Annotated in this window: 13 protein-coding genes and 1 pseudogene; 10 read left to right on the forward strand and 4 right to left on the reverse strand. The window is 54.0% G+C overall.

Going from position 1 to position 17,297, the window contains the following annotated elements; genetic code table 11:
* Window positions 1–71: 71 nt before the first annotated feature.
* From MUN86_RS09445 to MUN86_RS09480, 9 genes are all read left to right on the forward strand, one after another.
* Complete coding sequence (locus tag MUN86_RS09445; protein WP_245124569.1) at window positions 72–4,481, forward strand: HAMP domain-containing protein; 4,410 nt, start codon at window positions 72–74, stop codon at window positions 4,479–4,481.
* Between the two features lie 208 nt (window positions 4,482–4,689).
* Window positions 4,690–4,929: a chemotaxis protein CheW gene (locus MUN86_RS31155; protein ID WP_280640621.1), complete on the forward strand. Its 240-nt coding sequence runs from the start codon at window positions 4,690–4,692 to the stop codon at window positions 4,927–4,929.
* Window positions 4,920–5,150: a chemotaxis protein CheW gene (locus tag MUN86_RS31160; RefSeq protein WP_280640622.1), complete on the forward strand. Its 231-nt coding sequence runs from the start codon at window positions 4,920–4,922 to the stop codon at window positions 5,148–5,150. Before MUN86_RS31155 ends, MUN86_RS31160 begins: the two co-directional genes overlap by 10 nt.
* 78 nt (window positions 5,151–5,228) lie before the next feature.
* Window positions 5,229–5,597, forward strand: a complete 369-nt coding sequence (locus tag MUN86_RS09455; RefSeq protein ID WP_245124572.1) for a response regulator — start codon at window positions 5,229–5,231, stop codon at window positions 5,595–5,597.
* A gap of 81 nt (window positions 5,598–5,678) precedes the next feature.
* Window positions 5,679–6,761 carry a CheB methylesterase domain-containing protein gene (locus tag MUN86_RS09460; protein WP_245124574.1) on the forward strand — a complete coding sequence of 361 codons (1,083 nt, stop codon included), beginning with the start codon at window positions 5,679–5,681 and terminating at the stop codon, window positions 6,759–6,761.
* Window positions 6,758–8,386 carry a chemotaxis protein CheA gene (locus MUN86_RS09465; protein WP_245124577.1) on the forward strand — a complete coding sequence of 543 codons (1,629 nt, stop codon included), beginning with the start codon at window positions 6,758–6,760 and terminating at the stop codon, window positions 8,384–8,386. The genes MUN86_RS09460 and MUN86_RS09465 overlap by 4 nt, the downstream gene beginning before the upstream one ends.
* Window positions 8,387–8,450: 64 nt before the next feature.
* On the forward strand, window positions 8,451–9,083 hold the full coding sequence (locus MUN86_RS09470; RefSeq protein ID WP_245124581.1) for a chemotaxis protein CheC: 633 nt from the start codon (window positions 8,451–8,453) through the stop codon (window positions 9,081–9,083).
* Between the two features lie 116 nt (window positions 9,084–9,199).
* Window positions 9,200–10,294 carry an agmatinase family protein gene (locus MUN86_RS09475; RefSeq protein WP_245124584.1) on the forward strand — a complete coding sequence of 365 codons (1,095 nt, stop codon included), beginning with the start codon at window positions 9,200–9,202 and terminating at the stop codon, window positions 10,292–10,294.
* 191 nt (window positions 10,295–10,485) lie between these two features.
* Window positions 10,486–10,821 (forward strand): phage holin family protein, encoded by a 336-nt coding sequence (locus MUN86_RS09480; protein WP_245124586.1) that lies wholly within the window; start codon window positions 10,486–10,488, stop codon window positions 10,819–10,821.
* 70 nt (window positions 10,822–10,891) lie between these two features.
* Here MUN86_RS09480 and MUN86_RS09485 read toward each other — a convergent pair whose 3' ends face one another.
* Window positions 10,892–11,794 carry a DUF4349 domain-containing protein gene (locus tag MUN86_RS09485; RefSeq protein ID WP_245124589.1) on the reverse strand — a complete coding sequence of 301 codons (903 nt, stop codon included), beginning with the start codon at window positions 11,792–11,794 and terminating at the stop codon, window positions 10,892–10,894.
* A gap of 267 nt (window positions 11,795–12,061) precedes the next feature.
* On the opposite strand from MUN86_RS09485, the gene MUN86_RS09490 reads away from it, so the two are divergent.
* Window positions 12,062–12,607 carry a GAF domain-containing protein gene (locus tag MUN86_RS09490; protein WP_245124591.1) on the forward strand — a complete coding sequence of 182 codons (546 nt, stop codon included), beginning with the start codon at window positions 12,062–12,064 and terminating at the stop codon, window positions 12,605–12,607.
* Between the two features lie 50 nt (window positions 12,608–12,657).
* On the opposite strand, the gene murA is transcribed toward MUN86_RS09490, so the two are convergent.
* From murA to MUN86_RS09505, 3 genes and pseudogenes are all read right to left on the reverse strand, one after another.
* Window positions 12,658–13,962 (reverse strand): UDP-N-acetylglucosamine 1-carboxyvinyltransferase, encoded by a 1,305-nt coding sequence (murA, locus tag MUN86_RS09495; protein WP_245124594.1) that lies wholly within the window; start codon window positions 13,960–13,962, stop codon window positions 12,658–12,660.
* Window positions 13,963–14,144: 182 nt separating this feature from the next.
* Window positions 14,145–14,876 carry a DUF4290 domain-containing protein gene (locus MUN86_RS09500; protein ID WP_245124596.1) on the reverse strand — a complete coding sequence of 244 codons (732 nt, stop codon included), beginning with the start codon at window positions 14,874–14,876 and terminating at the stop codon, window positions 14,145–14,147.
* A gap of 135 nt (window positions 14,877–15,011) precedes the next feature.
* Window positions 15,012–17,263 (reverse strand): annotated as a pseudogene (locus MUN86_RS09505) (ATP-dependent helicase).
* Between the last annotated feature and the right edge of the window lie 34 nt (window positions 17,264–17,297).

The raw sequence follows: 17,297 nt of genomic DNA on the forward strand, positions 1-17,297 counted from the left end.
AGAGAAAGGCTGTTTTCAGTCCGTTCTCATTTGCTTCGCCTACTTTCCACGGGCCTCGCTACTCCTACTTTATGGCATCAGGTAAGAATACCACCTCTACTCACCGCGCCGCCCCAGCGGCCGCCTCCGACTCTGTTGTTGAGCCCGGCCAACTCGCCGAGGTTGCATCCAATGGGGGAAATACCCGCAAACGCGGGACCGGACGCAGCACCCGCAACAACGAGGCCGTTCAGAATCCCGACTACGTTAACGATCAACTCAATCGGGTGCTTTATGCGCTCGACGCTTTCAAAAAAGGCGACGTGTCAGTGCGCCTCACTAAACAAACCGACGACATCTTCGCCGAAATAGCCGAGGCTTATAACTCCATGGTGGAGATGATAGGTGGCGTAGGGGGAGAAGTGTCGCGTATCTCGAAAGTAGCCGGGGTGGAAGGCAACCTGAAGGCTCGCGCCTCCGCCGACAATGCCGCTGGCTTCTGGCGCGACATGATCAACAATATCAATGGCTTGGTGGACAGCATTGCCGTGCCGGTGTTGGAAGTGGGTAAGGTGCTTAAGAACATCAGTAAGGGCAACCTCGACGAGACTTTCCAGATTCCGGTGTCTGGCGACTTCAAGGTGATGGCCGAAACCATCAACAAGACCATCGACAACCTGAACCTGTTTGCTGGCGAGGTAACCCGCGTTGCGCAGGAAGTAGGTACAGAAGGGAAGCTTGGTGGTCAGGCGTCCGTGCCAAATGTAGGCGGGGTGTGGAAAGACCTAACCGACAATGTGAATACCATGGCTTCGAACCTAACGAGCCAGGTGCGCGACATTGCCAACGTAGCCAGTGCGGTAGCCAAAGGCGACCTGACGCAGAAGATGACGGTCGATGTGAAGGGCGAGATTCTGGAGCTAAAAAACATCCTCAACCAGATGGTGGACTCGCTCAACATCTTCGGCGACGAAGTAACCCGCGTGGCGTTGGAAGTAGGTACTGAGGGGAAGCTCGGTGGCCAAGCATCTGTGCCGAATGTGGCCGGTGTATGGAAAGACCTGACGGATAACGTGAACTACATGGCCTCGAACCTGACTTCTCAGGTACGAGATATTGCCAACGTGGCCAGCGCCGTAGCCAAAGGGGACCTCAGCCAGAAGATGACGGTAGATGTGAAAGGCGAGTTGCTCGACCTCAAGCAGAACCTGAATCAGATGGTGGACTCGCTGAACTTGTTTGCCGGCGAAGTAACCCGCGTGGCGTTGGAAGTAGGCACGGAAGGTAAACTCGGCGGTCAGGCCTCGGTGCCCAATGTGGCCGGCGTGTGGAAGGAACTGACCGATAACGTAAACTTCATGGCCTCGAACCTGACGTTGCAGGTTCGAGACATTGCCAATGTGGCTACAGCGGTAGCTAAAGGTGACCTGACGCAGAAAATCACCGTGGAATTGAAAGGGGAACTGCTCGATTTGAAGCAGAACCTCAACCAGATGGTGGATTCGCTGAACCTGTTTGCCGGCGAAGTAACCCGCGTGGCGTTGGAGGTTGGCACCGAGGGAAAACTTGGTGGCCAAGCACTGGTACCGAACGTAGCGGGCGTGTGGAAGGAGTTGACCGACAACGTAAACTTCATGGCTTCGAACCTGACCTCTCAGGTTCGAGATATTGCCAACGTAGCTACCGCCGTAGCCCGTGGCGACTTGAGCCAGAAGATGACGGTCGATGTGAAGGGCGAGATTCTGGAGCTAAAAAACATCCTCAACCAGATGGTGGACTCGCTCAACATCTTCGGCGACGAAGTAACCCGCGTGGCCCGCGAAGTAGGCACCGAAGGAAAGCTGGGCGGCCAAGCCGCCGTGCCTCGTGTTAGCGGTACCTGGAAAGACCTGACCGACAACGTAAACTTCATGGCTTCGAACTTGACGAGTCAGGTACGAGACATTGCCAACGTAGCCAGCGCGGTAGCCAAAGGCGACCTGACGCAGAAGATGACAGTGGATGTGAAAGGCGAAATCTTCGACCTGAAAAACATCCTCAACCAGATGGTGGACTCGCTCAACATCTTTGCGGGTGAGGTAACGCGTGTGGCGCGTGAGGTAGGTACCGAGGGTATCCTCGGCGGCCAGGCTTCGGTGCCCAATGTAATGGGCACCTGGAAAGACCTCACGGATAACGTGAACACCATGGCCTCGAACTTGACGAGCCAAGTACGAGACATTGCCAACGTAGCCACCGCAGTTGCCAAGGGCGACCTAAGCCAGAAAGTAACGGTAAACGTGAAAGGGGAACTCCTTCAGTTGAAGGAAAACCTCAACCAAATGGTGGACTCGCTGAATACGTTCGGCGACGAAGTAACCCGCGTGGCCCGCGAAGTGGGCACCGAAGGGAAGTTGGGCGGCCAGGCCGACGTACCAAACGTGCGCGGTACTTGGAAAGACCTCACCGATAACGTAAACTTCATGGCTGCCTCGCTCACTAGCCAAGTGCGCGACATTGCCAACGTAACTACTGCCGTAGCCCGCGGCGACCTAAGCCAAAAGGTATCGGTGGATGTAAAAGGCGAATTGCTCGACCTCAAGGACAACATCAACAGGATGGTGGACTCGCTTAACATCTTCGCTGGCGAGGTAACCCGCGTAGCGCAGGAAGTAGGTACCGAAGGCCGCCTTGGTGGTCAAGCGCAAGTACCGAATGTGAGCGGGGTGTGGAAAGACCTGACCGATAACGTAAATACCATGGCCGCCAACCTCACCACCCAGGTGCGGGGCATCGGCAAGGTGGTAACGGGCGTATCGCAAGGTGACCTGACCCAGAAGCTGACCCTGGAAGCCAAAGGGGAAGTAGCCGAACTAGCCGACACTATCAACCGCATGGTGGACGACCTGAACCGCTTGGCGCAGGAAGTAAGCCGCGTGGCGAAAGTAGCCGGGGTGGAAGGTAAACTGACCGAGCGTGCTACGGTGGGCGGCGTGAGCGGCTCGTGGAAAGAAATTGTGGATACGCTCAACGATCTGTTGGAATCAATTGCCTCGCCGGTTCTGGAAGTAAGCCGCGTGGTGCGGGCCATATCGGAAGGTGACCTCACGCAGCAAGTGGAAATCCAGACCGCTGGCGACATTCAAGCCATGGCCGACGCCCTCAACCTGGCCGTCGACAATCTCAACGACTTGTTGTCTGAAATCAATGAGTCGTCGCAGGTAGTGGGCACGTCGTCGGAGGAAATGGCGGCGAAAGGAGAAGAGATGAGCCGCGTAACGGTTGACGTGGCCTTGGCCATGCAACAAATGGCTGAAGGTGCTCAGAACCAAGCCTTGAAAACTGACCAGGCCTTCAAACTGATCGAAGAAATCATGCAGGCTACCAAGGAAACGGCTGGCAAAGCCGACGTTGGTATCAAAGCCGCTATTCTAGGTGAGCAAACTTCACAGCTTGGTTTGAAAACGGTGGCTGAGGTGGTGAAGAACATGGAGGAGATTTCGGCGGCCGCCGCTCAAACGGCTCGCACCATTGAAGTACTCTCCAACCGTTCCCAGGACATCAGCAAGACGCTGGCCGTCATCACGGATATTGCTTCGCAAACTAACTTGCTGGCTCTGAACGCGGCCATCGAAGCAGCGCGAGCTGGGGAGGCAGGACGAGGTTTTGCGGTGGTAGCCGAAGAAATTCGAAAACTGGCCGAAGGTTCTCGCCGTTCGGCTTCGGAAATCGGCACGTTGGTTGACGACGTAAAGAAGGATACAACTAGTGCTGCTACGGCTATTTCCACCATGGAAGGCCGCGTATTGAAAGGAAAGAATGCCACCTTCGAGGCCAGCTCGGCCTTTAAGAACATTGCCACTAGCTCGGGAGAAACCCTCCGCACTTCTCGTGACATCCTAACGGCCACCGAGATTCAGAAAACCTCGATTGGAGACGTAGTAAAATACGTGGAAGAAGTGGTAGCTATTGCCGAGCAAACGGCTACGGGCACTCAGCAAGTGGCAGGCACGGCTAAAGGCTTGTCCAGTTCGATGTACGAGCTAACGGTATCAAGCCAGCGCCTAACCGACATTGCCGATGATCTGCAGTTGGGTCTCTCTAACTTCCAGTTGCTGGAAGAAATTGAGCCCGAGCCAGAGCCAGAGCCTGTCCGGTCGCGTCGCACTATGCGTCGGTCAACTGTACAGCCGCAGCCGCAGCCAGTTTCTACCACTCCAGCGCGTGACCGAGCTACTACCCGCCGCGCCAACGCGGCTACTGATGCTGCACACGCACAAGCGGTTGCAAACCGGCCAGTGGTAAGCACCCGTCGAGGCGATGCTCGCCCTGCGGCAGCTGCTCCTGCACCGAACCGCAAGGCCGCCAATATCGAGCAAACTGAAGCACAGCGTAATGGCAAAGCGACCCGGCGTTCTAGTTACACTGAGGCACCAAAGGCATCCAATGGAGCGGCGCCAGTAGCACCAAAAACTCCAGACGAAAAGCCAACTAAAGGCCGGTCAAAAGAGAAAGTGAAGTAAGCACCTGTGTTGAATGTAATCCGGCCTGCTATACTAGAATTTCAGCTCGAACTCACGAAGCATGACATTCTGGTGTAGCAGGCCAGGAAATCCGGTCTGCTGGCTGTATAGGCACATACTAGAGCCGGAAGGCTGTAGTAGTAGTTCAGTGCTTGCCAGCCGCCGATATTTCAAGTACCAGTTCTCCTCTATACGTTTCAACTGTTCAATGCCTGAAGCAGAACAAAACAGCGACAAGAAAACCTTGAAGCCCGACGCCATCATTCAATTGATTGTTTTTCGGCTTGGCGACGAGGAATATGGCCTGCGCATCGAGCAGGTGAAAGAGGTAACTATAACGCCCGAAGTGGCGCGCATGCCCAAAACACCGCCTTTCATCAAGGGCATAGCTAATGGCTGCGGCCGGCGGGGCAGGAGCTACCGGCTACGTCGTACACGTTGGCCATAGAAGCCAAGGATTATACCATCGGAATTGTGGTTCGCGAAGTGCCGCAGCCGTTGTCCATTCCAGTTTCTATTATTGAAAAAGCGCCGGAGTTCATCCAAGACATCAACATCAACGACAAGTACATCGAGGGAATAGCTAAGGTAGACGGCCGCATCATTATTGTGCTCGACATGCTGAAGCTGCTTACTCCCTCTGAGATCATGCAATTGCAGTCTACTTAAACATCTTTGCCTGCCGGCCGCCGTACAACGTCCAGCTTCTACTCTTTCTGCTCTCCCTGGATTTTTGAAATACGTCTTATGAAAAACCGCATCCTCATCGTCGACGACTCTTTTTACATGCGCACGATGCTCAAGAATGTGCTTACTGATGCTGGCTATGAAGTAGTGGGTGAGGCCGCTAATGGCCAGCAAGCCATTGAAATGGCTGCTGCCACCAAACCAGACCTCATCACCCTCGACGTAATTCTGCCCGACAACACTGGCCTGGATGTATTGAAAGGCATCCGTGAAAACGACCCCGATGTAAAGGTGGTGATGTGCAGTGCCGTAGGCCAAGAGGTGATTGTGAATGAAGCCCTGGAAAGCGGAGCTTCTGCTTACATCGTGAAGCCTTTCTCAGAAGAGAAAGTGCTAGAGATAGTAGGAGGGGCGCTAAGTGCTGAATAGCGCGCTGCTTTAGTTGCTCTGCATACAGTCAGCCGGCTTTGTGGCTGGCTGTGAGCCTGCCTGTCGTATTGGTTTTTCCTCGTGCCTGATATTCTCGTTCCAAAAACTGTTTTACTTGGTAGCCTGCCCACCGCTGGGCGGCTTGCGCTGACGCGACTACTGCAGCAGCTTGGGCTACGCGTGAGTGGTGTCAGCGAAGACCCCACTGGGTTTATTACGCAAGTCCACCGGCTTCGTCCTGCGTTGCTGATTGTGGATGAATCGCAGTTGCGTGGTCTGGAAGCGCTTAGCCGCCATGTAGTACTGCCGGTGCTACTCTACTGCGAAAGCCAGCCGTTGCCGGGCATGATGCGCGAAGCTAGCCGGTGGGGCGTTTTCGACTTTATCCTAGCAAGTGCTGCCGCGTTGGAGTGGAGCAGCACGATAATGCGTAAGCTGCAAATAGCTCCTTTGCAGCCAGTTGCTTCATGGCGCAAAATACGCAGCGCGGCCACCGTGCCTGGCTTGCCGGGTGGAGTGGTGATTATTGGAGGTTCTACCGGCAGCCCTGAAGTGGTGGAGCAGTTGGTGCGGGCCTTGCCTGCTACGCTCGCTTGCGCAGTACTCGTAGCCGTGCATTTGCCGGCGTCGTTCTCGAACTCGTTTGTGAAGCGTCTGGCGCGAGCAAGTTCGTTGCCAGTTATGGCTGCCGGGGTAGGAACCCAGCTAACGCCAGATTGCATATTCGTGGCACCGGGCGGCCGTAACCTCGTTGTGCAGTCTGCGCTGCACACGCCTTGGCAGTGCTGGCAAACCGATTTTTCCACTGAGTGTAGCCCTTTCGGGGATGAACCTTCGATTGACATCCTCATGCGTTCGGTTGCTCATACAGTAGGCAACAACGTGTTGGGTGTGATCCTGACGGGTATGGGCCGCGACGGTACACTGGGGGCTCAGGCTATCCGCCAGCACGGCGGAACCGTGTTGGTGCAGGATGAAGCTTCCTCGGTGCTTTTCTCGATGCCGAACTCGGTAATTCAAGCGGGTTGGGCCAATGATGTGCTGCCGCTGGCTGAATTGCCTGACGCTATTGTGCACTATACTGGGCAGTTCCAACGGACAGTATCGGGCGTGCGCAATACAAAAGTTTCTGTTCCTTCTTCGCGTCGTTTGGTTGAGTTATGAAATCACGCGAACAGGAATACCGTGAAATCTTTATGGCGGAGGCGCTCGAATACTACGACGCCATGAGCCAGCATATCAGTGAGCTGGAACGGAACCCCCAGGATCAGCCCTCTCTCAATGAGTTGTTCCGACTCATGCACAACCTGAAGTCCAACTCTCGGGCTATGGGCTTCACAGAAATCGGCGAGGTGGCGCACCATATGGAAACCATCTTCGGCTTGATTCGGGACAAGCAGCGGAATTTTGCTGGCAGCTTGAGCAAGGTGCTTTTCTCGGGCGTTGATACGCTAGGCACTATGATTAGAGCCGTAGGTGAGGAAGCAGCCCTGCCCGATGTCACCATGTTGCTCGACAACCTCAACCGCCTTGTGGAAGGCCAGGAGCCCGAGCTGCCCGAAGAAGACCTGAGCGACGAAGAAGCTAACCGCAAGCTGGAGCTTTCGGATCTAGTTTACATTCAAATAAAAAAGCTCGATCACCTACTTAACCTAGTAGGCGAGCTGATTATTGACCGGGACCGGATTCTGACGCTAAGCCAGGAAATCGGCAATTCTGCTTTGCAAACCACGGCGGCTCACCTCTTTCGCATCACCGATGAGCTGCAGTACTCCGTCATGGATGCGCGCTTGGTGAATGTGGGCTCCTTGCTCAATAAGTTTCCACGGGTGGTGCGCGACGTGGCTACGGCCGAGCAAAAGCAAGTAGAGTTAACACTCAGTGGTCAAGACATCCAAATTGACCGCAACATCCTGCAGATTATCACCGATGCGCTCCTACACCTCGTGCGCAATGCTGTGGGTCACGGCATTGAAAAGCCAGAGGAGCGAGTGAAGGCCGGCAAATCGGCGGAAGGGCACCTGCGGCTTTCGGCACAGACCGAGCGCGACGACGTGCTGATTCAAGTAATCGACGACGGCAAAGGCATAAACATCGAGCAGGTGCGTCGTAAGGCGGTGGAGCGCGGGTTGGTACCCAAGCAAGTCGCCAAAACGCTTGATGATGATGCGGTGCGAGCTTTCCTGTTCGAGCCGGGTTTCTCGATGGCCAAGGAGGTAACCGAAATTTCCGGCCGCGGCGTAGGACTCGACGTTGTCAAACTAGCTATTGACTCGCTTGGCGGGCAGTTACGCGTCGATTCGAAGCTAGGCGAAGGCACCACGTTCACACTGGTGCTCCCGACGTCTATAGCCGTAAAAGGTGCGTTGCTTTTCGAACTCGATCAACGCAGCTACGCTATTCCGCTTATGCACACCGACTCGGTTGTGTCGCTTTTGCCGCAGCAACTGCACGTCATTGGCGGACTGCTAATGGCCAGTATACAAGGTGAAAATGTGCCTGTAGTTAGTTTGCGTCGGCTGCTGAACGGAGACGGGCCCATGGCTCCGGTTTCACGCGCCGACGTAGATGGCCGACAGGATATTATCATCATTGCTTACAACAACCGCAAACTCGGGCTCATCGTTGATCGTTTTTTGCGTCAGCAAGATATTGTCATCAAGCCGATGAGTAAGCCGCTGGATACCATTGAATTGTTTGGGGGCGTCACGCTGCTTGGCAGCGGGCAGGTTTGCTTAGTGCTCGATGTGCCCGCCTTAACTCGTCTGTTTCTAGCCCGGCGACCTTAAATTTACGTACTGCTGAATTCGCTGTGGTCACGCTACTGCAGCAGCAGCCAATTGAATGAATTATATGGACTTGCACATGACGGAACTGGAGCGCGACGTAGTCCGCGAAATTCTGAACATAGGACTGGCCCGCGCCGCCGATTCTTTCGCGGTGATTGCCCAAGAGAAGGTTCTTTTAGAAGTGCCTAGCCTCGACTTGGTGCCTGGAACCGGCATTCTGGACCGCGTGCGCGACATACAGCAAAACCACGTTCCAGTGCAGTCTGATATTCGTGGCGAGTTCAACGGCACCACGCTGATGTTCTTTTCGGGCCAGCATATTCAGCGCTTGTCCAAGGTGTGTTTGCGCATGAACACGACTGCATCTACGCAGATCGACGAGATGCAGGAGTCGTTGTTGCTGGAAATCAGCAACATCATCACCGGTGCTCTGGTGACGCAGTTAGCCAATATTCTGAAAGCCAAGATATACGGAGCGCCACCTATTGCTCCTCGCGGTGATATTGCTACCTCACTGCACAACCTGTTGCTCGCGCAGCCTCTCGTGCAACCCCTAATATTTTCGGTTATCACGCAGTTTTCCGACAAAGACAACTCGGTGGAGCTACCGCTAATGCTATTCTTCGACCGCCCTACATTCGAGAAGATTCTCGACATCATTCGCACGTACGACTTCCTTAACGGACAGCCTTCTTAATTAAGGGTAGAGACGAAATGGTGAGCTGGATGTTCTGCTGACGCAAATTGCGCAACTGGAACACCCGGCTCACCATTTTACCTTTAGGCCTCTTTCACCACCACACTATTCGCCTTATGGCTTCAACACATTCTTCTGCCCTCAAACACAAACTAGCCAACTTTGACCCCAACGCCTTAGGCGACGCGCAGGGTGGTGTATTTGGCTTGCCCTTCACCGTGGAAGAGGCGCAAGTAGTCATTGTACCTGTGCCTTGGGAGGTTACCGTCTCCTATCGAGCTGGTACCGCCGAAGGCCCCGAAGCCATTCGGGAAGCTTCTTTACAAGTGGACCTCTACGACCCAGACATGCCCGATGCGTGGCGTATGGGTTTGGCTATGGAAGATGCCGACGAGAAAGTGGCTCAGGAAAGCCAGGAATTGCGCAAGCAGGCTGCAACCTACATCAAGTGGCTGGAGGCTGGTGAGCCTGCCGCGGAGGCCGCTACGCATGCCGATGTACCGGCCGCCATCACCAAGCGGGGCCTGGGCTTGCTGAAGTACCTCAGAGAAAAAACCGGCGCGTATCTCGACGAAGGCAAAGGAGTTGTGCTGCTCGGTGGCGACCATAGCACGCCGCTCGGTTACCTGCACGCGCTGGCCGAGCGCTACGATGATTTCGGCATCCTCCAAATCGATGCGCACTGCGACCTACGACCTGCATACGAAGGCTTCGAGTATTCGCACGCTTCCATTATGTACAATGCGCTTAAGCTGCCGCAGATAAAGAAGCTGGTGCAGGTTGGTATCCGTGACTTAAGCCAGCAGGAAGCCGAAACCGTAGAGCAAAGCCAGGGGCGCATCGTCATGTTCCATAACCGTTTTCTGAGCGATGAGCGGTTCGCCAAGAAATCTTGGAAAAAGGTGTGTGGCAAAATCATTGCGCAACTGCCGCAGAAGGTGTATTTAAGCTTTGATATTGACGGGCTAGACCCAAAGCTCTGCCCAGGTACAGGTACGCCAGTGCCTGGTGGGCTCGAATTCGAAGAAGCGCTCTACCTCATCCGCGAGGTGGTACGCTCCGGGCGCACCATCATTGGCTGCGACCTGAACGAAGTAGCACCCGGCGACACCGAGTGGAATGCTATTGTGGGTGCACGCCTACTTTACAGCATGGCCAATTGGATGGGCGTATCCCAAGGCCGCCTCACCGACAGGGGCTCCGACAAGTAAGAGCAGTTAAGTTGTAGAAAAGTCCGGGCGGGGCAGTTGTCTTTATCAACCGATAAAAGCAACTATCCCGCCCGTACTTTTTCTGCTAGTAGGGGCGAGGCAATAGGGCGATACAGGCTGCAGGCTATCCTTTTTACCTCATCCGCGTACATTCCCCAACTTTCTCCCTCACTTAATTTCTCTCTACGCTCATGGGGTTCATTCTCAAGTTTCTGCTTACGGCAGTTATCACTTATCTGCTGGCTGCGTTTCTGCCCGGCTCCCACATTGGGGGCTTCACTGATGCTCTGCTACTGGTTATCGTGCTAGGCATATTGAATGCAGTGCTGAAGCCTATCCTGAAGCTGCTCGGGCTGCCCATCACGATTCTGACGCTTGGATTGTTTCTGTTGGTTATCAACGCGGCCATTGTCATGATTGCCGATGCGCTATTGTCTGGTTTTGCAGTGGATGGATTCATTTCCGCGCTTCTTTTCAGCGTGGTGCTTTCTGTTGTAACGGCTGTCGTGGATATGGTGGTTGACTAGCAACTACCACATAAAAAGCCCCGGATACGAAGTATCCGGGGCTTTTTATGTTATGTATAGCAGAGCTTATCTAAGCTGAAGCCGCAGCGCGTTGCCGACGTCGGTGTCGCCACGCCCGTAAGCCCCAGACTCCAAGAGCGCCGCCAAGTAGAAGCGGCCAGGCTGTTACCAAGGCTAACACAAGACCTGTGAGTAGCTCCCAACCATCATAGAAAGATTGAACAAGCCGGCTGCCAAACGAGATAACCGGCGCATCAGGAGCAGTTAAGGCAATTGGTTGGAAATAAGTTAGCGTGATTGTGGAATAGGCTACTTGGTCGTTCAGGGTTTTCAGCCGGCTTTCTGTTGCTTCAATATCACCGCGTACTTGTCCAATCTTTTCTTCTATTTCCAGGATATCGGATATCTTCTTTGCCTGACTCAACAATGCTACATACCGCTGTTCCAAAGCGCGTTTGGTACCTAATCGCGCCGATACATCCGCATGTTCAGCCGTTACATCGTCGGTACTTAGAGATTTGGATACTAAAGTGCCAAGTCCATTGAGGCTACCAAGCATAGCCTGAAAACGGCCCGGTATCACCCTGATTTTCATCTGGTGTTGCCGCTCCCCATCCTGCCGCGTCTCCGCCGCATCCGACACATACGCCCCATACGTGCGCGTGAGACTGTCCATACGGGCGTTGGCCCTGTCTAAGTCTTCCACTTTGACCCGTACCTCCGCGTGATAAATCAGCTTGCGTGTAGCGGCCGGGGCCGCCGTTACTTTCACCTGTGAAGGAATTTCCTGGAAACTTTCGTCGCTGACAATGGCTTGCGCTTCGACCTCCTCTGATTTTGATTCCATCATTGGTGGAACATCCATCAGGACGTTTTCCTTTAATAGCTTGTCCTCCGATAAGGCTTCTTGCTCTTTATTGCAAGAAACAAGCAATAGCAAACAAAACAGGGGAATCCAAACAGTTTTGCGCATGATGCATGAAGTTAAAAGTGAATCTTCTCTCGCTTGAACCTCCGCCACAAATCTTCAACGCTTCACTGCTCTTACTTGGTATTTGACTTTAATCATGCTCTCGAATTCTTGACTTATCTGAGTTTGCTGTAATTAGATTGCCAGCTATTTAAAGCTATTTGGGTGTGGCCTCATAGGCAATAAGTCAACAACTTATTCTGCAGCCAACCGCTAACTATTCATTGCTGCCCCCGTTTCACAGGAGTATACTGTCTCGACGAAACCAGCATGAGTTCAACTACCGATCATTCTTTACTGGTAACGGTACCAGCTGATGAAGCACCAACGGCCACCATCAACCGAATACTAGAGCAAGTGGGAAAATACTTAGATGCCGACCGTTGCTTTCTGTACGTCCGGGACCCAACTGTAGGCAAGGGCCGTATTGCCTTCTGCTGGCGCAAAAACGACGTAGTGCCCAATCCTATTCATGACTGGCAGGAAGACACAACCGACTTACCGCAAGAAGACCCGCTGTTTCGGGCTGCGCTGGCTGCTCGGCCGTCAGTATTTGTGGAGGATGTAGAAACTGCTACGCCCGATGTGCTCAACCGCGACTTCGAGCACAAGACTTTCGGCCACCGCTCCTTGATCCACGCCCACATCACCGAGGACAAGCAGTTGTGGGGCATTTTGCAGCCTTGCTTGTTTGGACAGCCGCGCCACTGGACGTTACAGGAACGAGCCGCCATTGAAGCTATTCTGCCAACTTTACTGCCAGTCATTAAAGCCTATATCAGCAGCGTAAACATTCCTGCAAAAGCAAAAAAATAGGTGCTGCGTTGCGGCAGCACCTATTTACAGGCTTAGAAAGAAAGGATTAATTATAAGCGACGAATTTGTGCGCCCAAGGCGTTCAAACGCTTATCGATGTGTTGGTAGCCACGGTCAATTTGCTCTACGTTTTCAATGACGCTCCGTCCGTCGGCCGAGAGGGCAGCAATCAAGAGGGCAACCCCCGCCCGAATATCCGGCGAAGTCATGGTGATGCCGTGCAACTGAGTGCGTTTGTTGAGGCCGATAACTGTAGCACGGTGCGGGTCACAAAGAATAATCTGAGCCCCCATGTCGATGAGCTTGTCTACAAAGAACAAGCGGCTCTCGAACATCTTTTGGTGAATAAGTACCGTGCCCTTCGCTTGGGCCGCTACGACCAACACAATGCTAAGCAGATCAGGCGTAAGGCCCGGCCAAGTATGGTCCGAGATGGTTAGAATGCTGCCGTCGAGGTAGGTGGAAATCTCATAACGGTCTTGAGCGGGGATGTAGATATCATCTCCGCGGAACTCCAACTGGATGCCCAATTTGCGGAAGGTATCCGGAATAACCCCTAACTCAGTAATCTGGCAGTCCTTAATGGTGATTTCAGAGCCTGTCATGGCCGCAAGACCAATGAACGAACCAATCTCAATCATGTCGGGCAGCATGCGGTGGTCAGTGCCGCCGAGGCTTTCCACGCCCTCAATTGTAAGTAGGTTAGAGCCGATGCCGTTGATGCGGGCACCCATCCGCACCAGCATTTTGCAGAGCTGTTGCACGTAGGGCTCACACGCAGCGTTATAAATGGTAGTCGTGCCCTCAGCCAGCACCGCCGCCATCACAATATTGGCCGTACCCGTCACGGAGGCTTCTTCCAGCAGCATGTAGGCGCCGCGCAGTTTGCCTTCCGAGTTGATTCGATAGAAATCGAGTCCTTCGAGGGTGAGTTTGCCCCCCAACTTTTCCAGGCCTACAAAGTGTGTATCCAGCGGCCGGCGGCCGATTTTGTCGCCGCCGGGCTTTGGTAATTGGCATTTGCCGAAACGAGCCAGCATGGGCCCCAAAATCATCACCGAGCCGCGCAATGCCCGACCTTGCGCCACGAACTCGGGCGTATCAAGGTAGTCAATGTGTACATCGTCGGCTTGAAAGCGGTAGGTATCCGTAGCGAGCTTACCCACTTTAACGCCCATATCGCGCAGCAACTCGATCAGCTTGTTGACGTCGCGGATGTCAGGAATATTGGAAATAGTGACGGGCTCCGAGGTAAGCAACACAGCGCAGAGGATCTGCAATGCCTCGTTTTTGGCGCCCTGAGGCACAATTTCTCCTTTAAGCGGATTTCCGCCAATTACTTCAAATGCGGCCATATAGTAGAAGTTAGGAGCTAGGAACTAGTAAAATGAAGAAGAAGTGGGTCGGTAAGCGCTGAGGTGCAAAAGTAGAAGGACCAGAATAACATAAATGCAATTCTTGCTTCAACTCCTGCCTTCTCTCGCTCAATGGCCACTTCTTACCTCTACTTCCTAGCTTCTAGCTCCTCCAGAAAATATTACTGAGGGGGTTGTTGGGGTTCCTGACGGCCTTTTTTGCCGCCGCGGCGCTGTTTATCGCGCCGATTGCCACCGCCGCCGCTATTGCCACGGCGTCCATCGCGCTCCTGGCGAGGTTGCGGCACAATAAAGGCAGCCCGACTCGAACCGCCCGCAGCTACGGGCGCCGAACCTCCTGCAAATTCAAACAGGCCCTGTGCTTCTACCTGCGCCGGATCCAAAGTCAACTGCCCGTTCGAAAGGTCTTTCAGGTGCTTTAGGATAGTGACATCCTTCGCATTTTCCTTGTTGTGCGAACGGTACAGAAACTTCATCGTCCGCCCAATAGTGATAGTCGCTTGCTCGCGCTCCGAAGGGTCTTCCAGCGTCAGGGCCTTTTCCACCATCAGCTCCACACTGCGGCCGTAAGCTTTCAGCTTCGGGCTCAGCTTCGGATAGGGTACCGGCTTGGGGTGCTGGTTGAGTTGGCTCAAACCTTGCAGCTCGAACGGGGCATCAATGTCCAGGTCTTCGTCGGCCATCTCGTAGAGGTGGTTCCAAACGCGCTGTTGCGCATCAGGTTGGTCGCGCAGAGAGGGTTGCAGTCGGAAAATAAGCTGCACAATTTGGGTGGCGCGGCGCGTACGCTCGGCCTTGTCTTCTACTTCGCGCAGGCCCTGCACCAGTTGATAGGTGCTTTGGCCGTATTCGCGCTGTAGAAGCTCGTGCTTATGTAAGGAAGGTAAGGGCATTGGAAAAGGAAAATCCTAAATGTTAGGGGTGGTAGCAGCGAATGAAGTTGCTACCCTACTTGCGAGCGGAGCGTTGGTTATATTCTCCCGCTCTGTACTACCGTAGCCAAAGCTAAGGATACGGCAGCTAATGCATCAACCAAGCACCCGCAATTTCGCAAAACTCAGCAATAACGTCTTCTCGCCGACTTCCTCGAACTGAATAATAGCTTTAGTAGAGCCCGAAACGGTTTCCAGCTTGGTCACATGGCCGAAACCAAACTTGGGATGCTCCACCCGCTGCCCGGTTTGCAGGTTGCTGGTATCAGAAGGTTGAAAATCGGCCGGGGGAGTATAGCCTTTGGCTACCGTCTTACGCGGAGGAGTGGGTAAGAGGTTGCTGCGCCGTTCGAATACGTGCCCAAACGGCGACTCACCGGGCCCGGCGCTTGGCGTGGCCGCAAACTTAAAGTCCACGAACTGCGGGTCGATTTCGTCTAGAAACCGGCTTTTCTCGCAGCTGCGCAAGTTGCCCCACTGGTACCGCGACGTGGCGTAGCTCAGCGTCAGCTTCTTTTCGGCCCGCGTGATGGCCACGTAAAACAGTCGGCGCTCTTCTTCCAAGTCGGCCCGCGAGGTAATCATCATCTGGCTCGGAAAGAGGTTTTCCTCCATGCCCACAATGTATACGTTGCGAAACTCCAGGCCTTTGGCCGAGTGAATCGTCATCATGGTTACGGTTTCGCCTTCTTGCTGCGCATCTTTGGTGTCAGCATCCGTCACGAGGGCAATGTCCTGCAGAAACGCGCCAAGCGTTTTGTCTTCGCGCTCCGGGTCCTCGGTGTACGCCTTCACGCCGTTTAGCAATTCCTGGATGTTCTCGTAGCGAGAGAGGCCTTCGATGCTCTTATCGGCATACAGTTCCTCGATCATGCCCGAGTTTTTGGCAATGAACTTGGCTGCCTCAAAGGCATCTTCCTTGGTCGCCACTGCCGTGTACGCCTTAATCTTCTCGGCGAAGTCTACTATCGGGTTGGCGGCGCGGGTGGGCAGAAACTGGTCGGCATTAGACACCACTTCCCAAATGGTGTGGTTGCTTTCCTCGGCAGCGTTGATGAGCTTGGCAATGGTCGTATCGCCGATGCCGCGCTTGGGGTAGTTGATAACGCGGCGGAGCGCCTGCTCGTCGTTGGGGTTTACCGTGAGGCGCAGGTAAGCCACCAAGTCCTTGATTTCCTTGCGCTGATAGAAGCTCAGGCCGCCCACAATTTTGTAGCGGATGTTGAGCTTGCGCAGGGCTTCTTCTATGGCCCGGCTTTGGGCGTTGGTGCGGTACAAGATGGCAAAATCGTCGTACGACAGATGGTGGCTCATCTTGTCCTCGAAAATGGAGTTGGCCACCAGCTTGCCTTCCTCGTTGTCGGAAGATGCCTTCAGTACCTCGATTAGTGGGCCTTCCTCATTGTCGGAGAAGACATCTTTGCGGAGCTGCGCTTGGTTGTTTTTGATAACCGAGTTGGCCGCCTTTACAATGGTTTTGGTGGAGCGGTAGTTTTGCTCCAACTTAAATACTTGCAGCTCGGGTAGTCTTTCTCGAAGTTGAGAATATTCTGAATATCAGCGCCCCGGAAGGCGTAAATGCTTTGCGCGTCGTCGCCTACCACGCAAATGTTGCGCTCCTTGGCCGCCAGCTTGCGCGCAATCAGGTACTGCGAGTAGTTAGTGTCTTGGTACTCGTCCACCATCACGTACTTAAACAAGTTCTGGTACTTGTTTAGCACATCGGGGTGGTCTTTGAACAGAACGTTGGTTTGATAGAGCAGGTCGTCGAAATCCATGGCCCCGGCCTTGAAGCAGCGGTTGGCGTACTGCTGGTAAATCACACCAATCTTGGGCCGCAACGCGGCCTCATCGTCCTGCCGAATCACGGGGTCGTTGAGGTATTGCTGCACCGAAATAAGCTTGTTCTTTGCGGCCGAAATCCGACCGAGTACCATGCCGGGCTTATAGAGCTTGTCGTCGAGCTCCAACTCTTTCAAAATCTGGCTGACCAGCGTTTTGCTGTCTTGCGTGTCGTAGATGGTGAAGGAGCGGGGGAAACCTATTTTGTCGGCTTCGGAACGCAAAATCCGGGCGAAAATACTGTGGAAAGTGCCCATCCACAGGTTCTTGGCTGCCGCACCACCCACTACCTTTTCGATACGGGCGCGCATCTCCTTGGCGGCCTTATTGGTGAAAGTAAGGGCGAGAATATTGAACGGGTCGACACCCTGTTCGAGCAAGTTGGCAATGCGGTAGGTAAGCACCCGGGTTTTGCCCGAGCCCGCGCCGGCTATAATCATGCAAGGGCCGTCGATTTGCATCACGGCAGCCGCCTGCGAGGGATTTAGTAGGGAAAGATAATCCAGTGCCATTCAGAAAAGCTAAGCGTTTTGGCTTATT

This window comes from Hymenobacter volaticus, from assembly GCF_022921055.1.
Lineage (GTDB): Bacteria > Bacteroidota > Bacteroidia > Cytophagales > Hymenobacteraceae > Hymenobacter > Hymenobacter volaticus.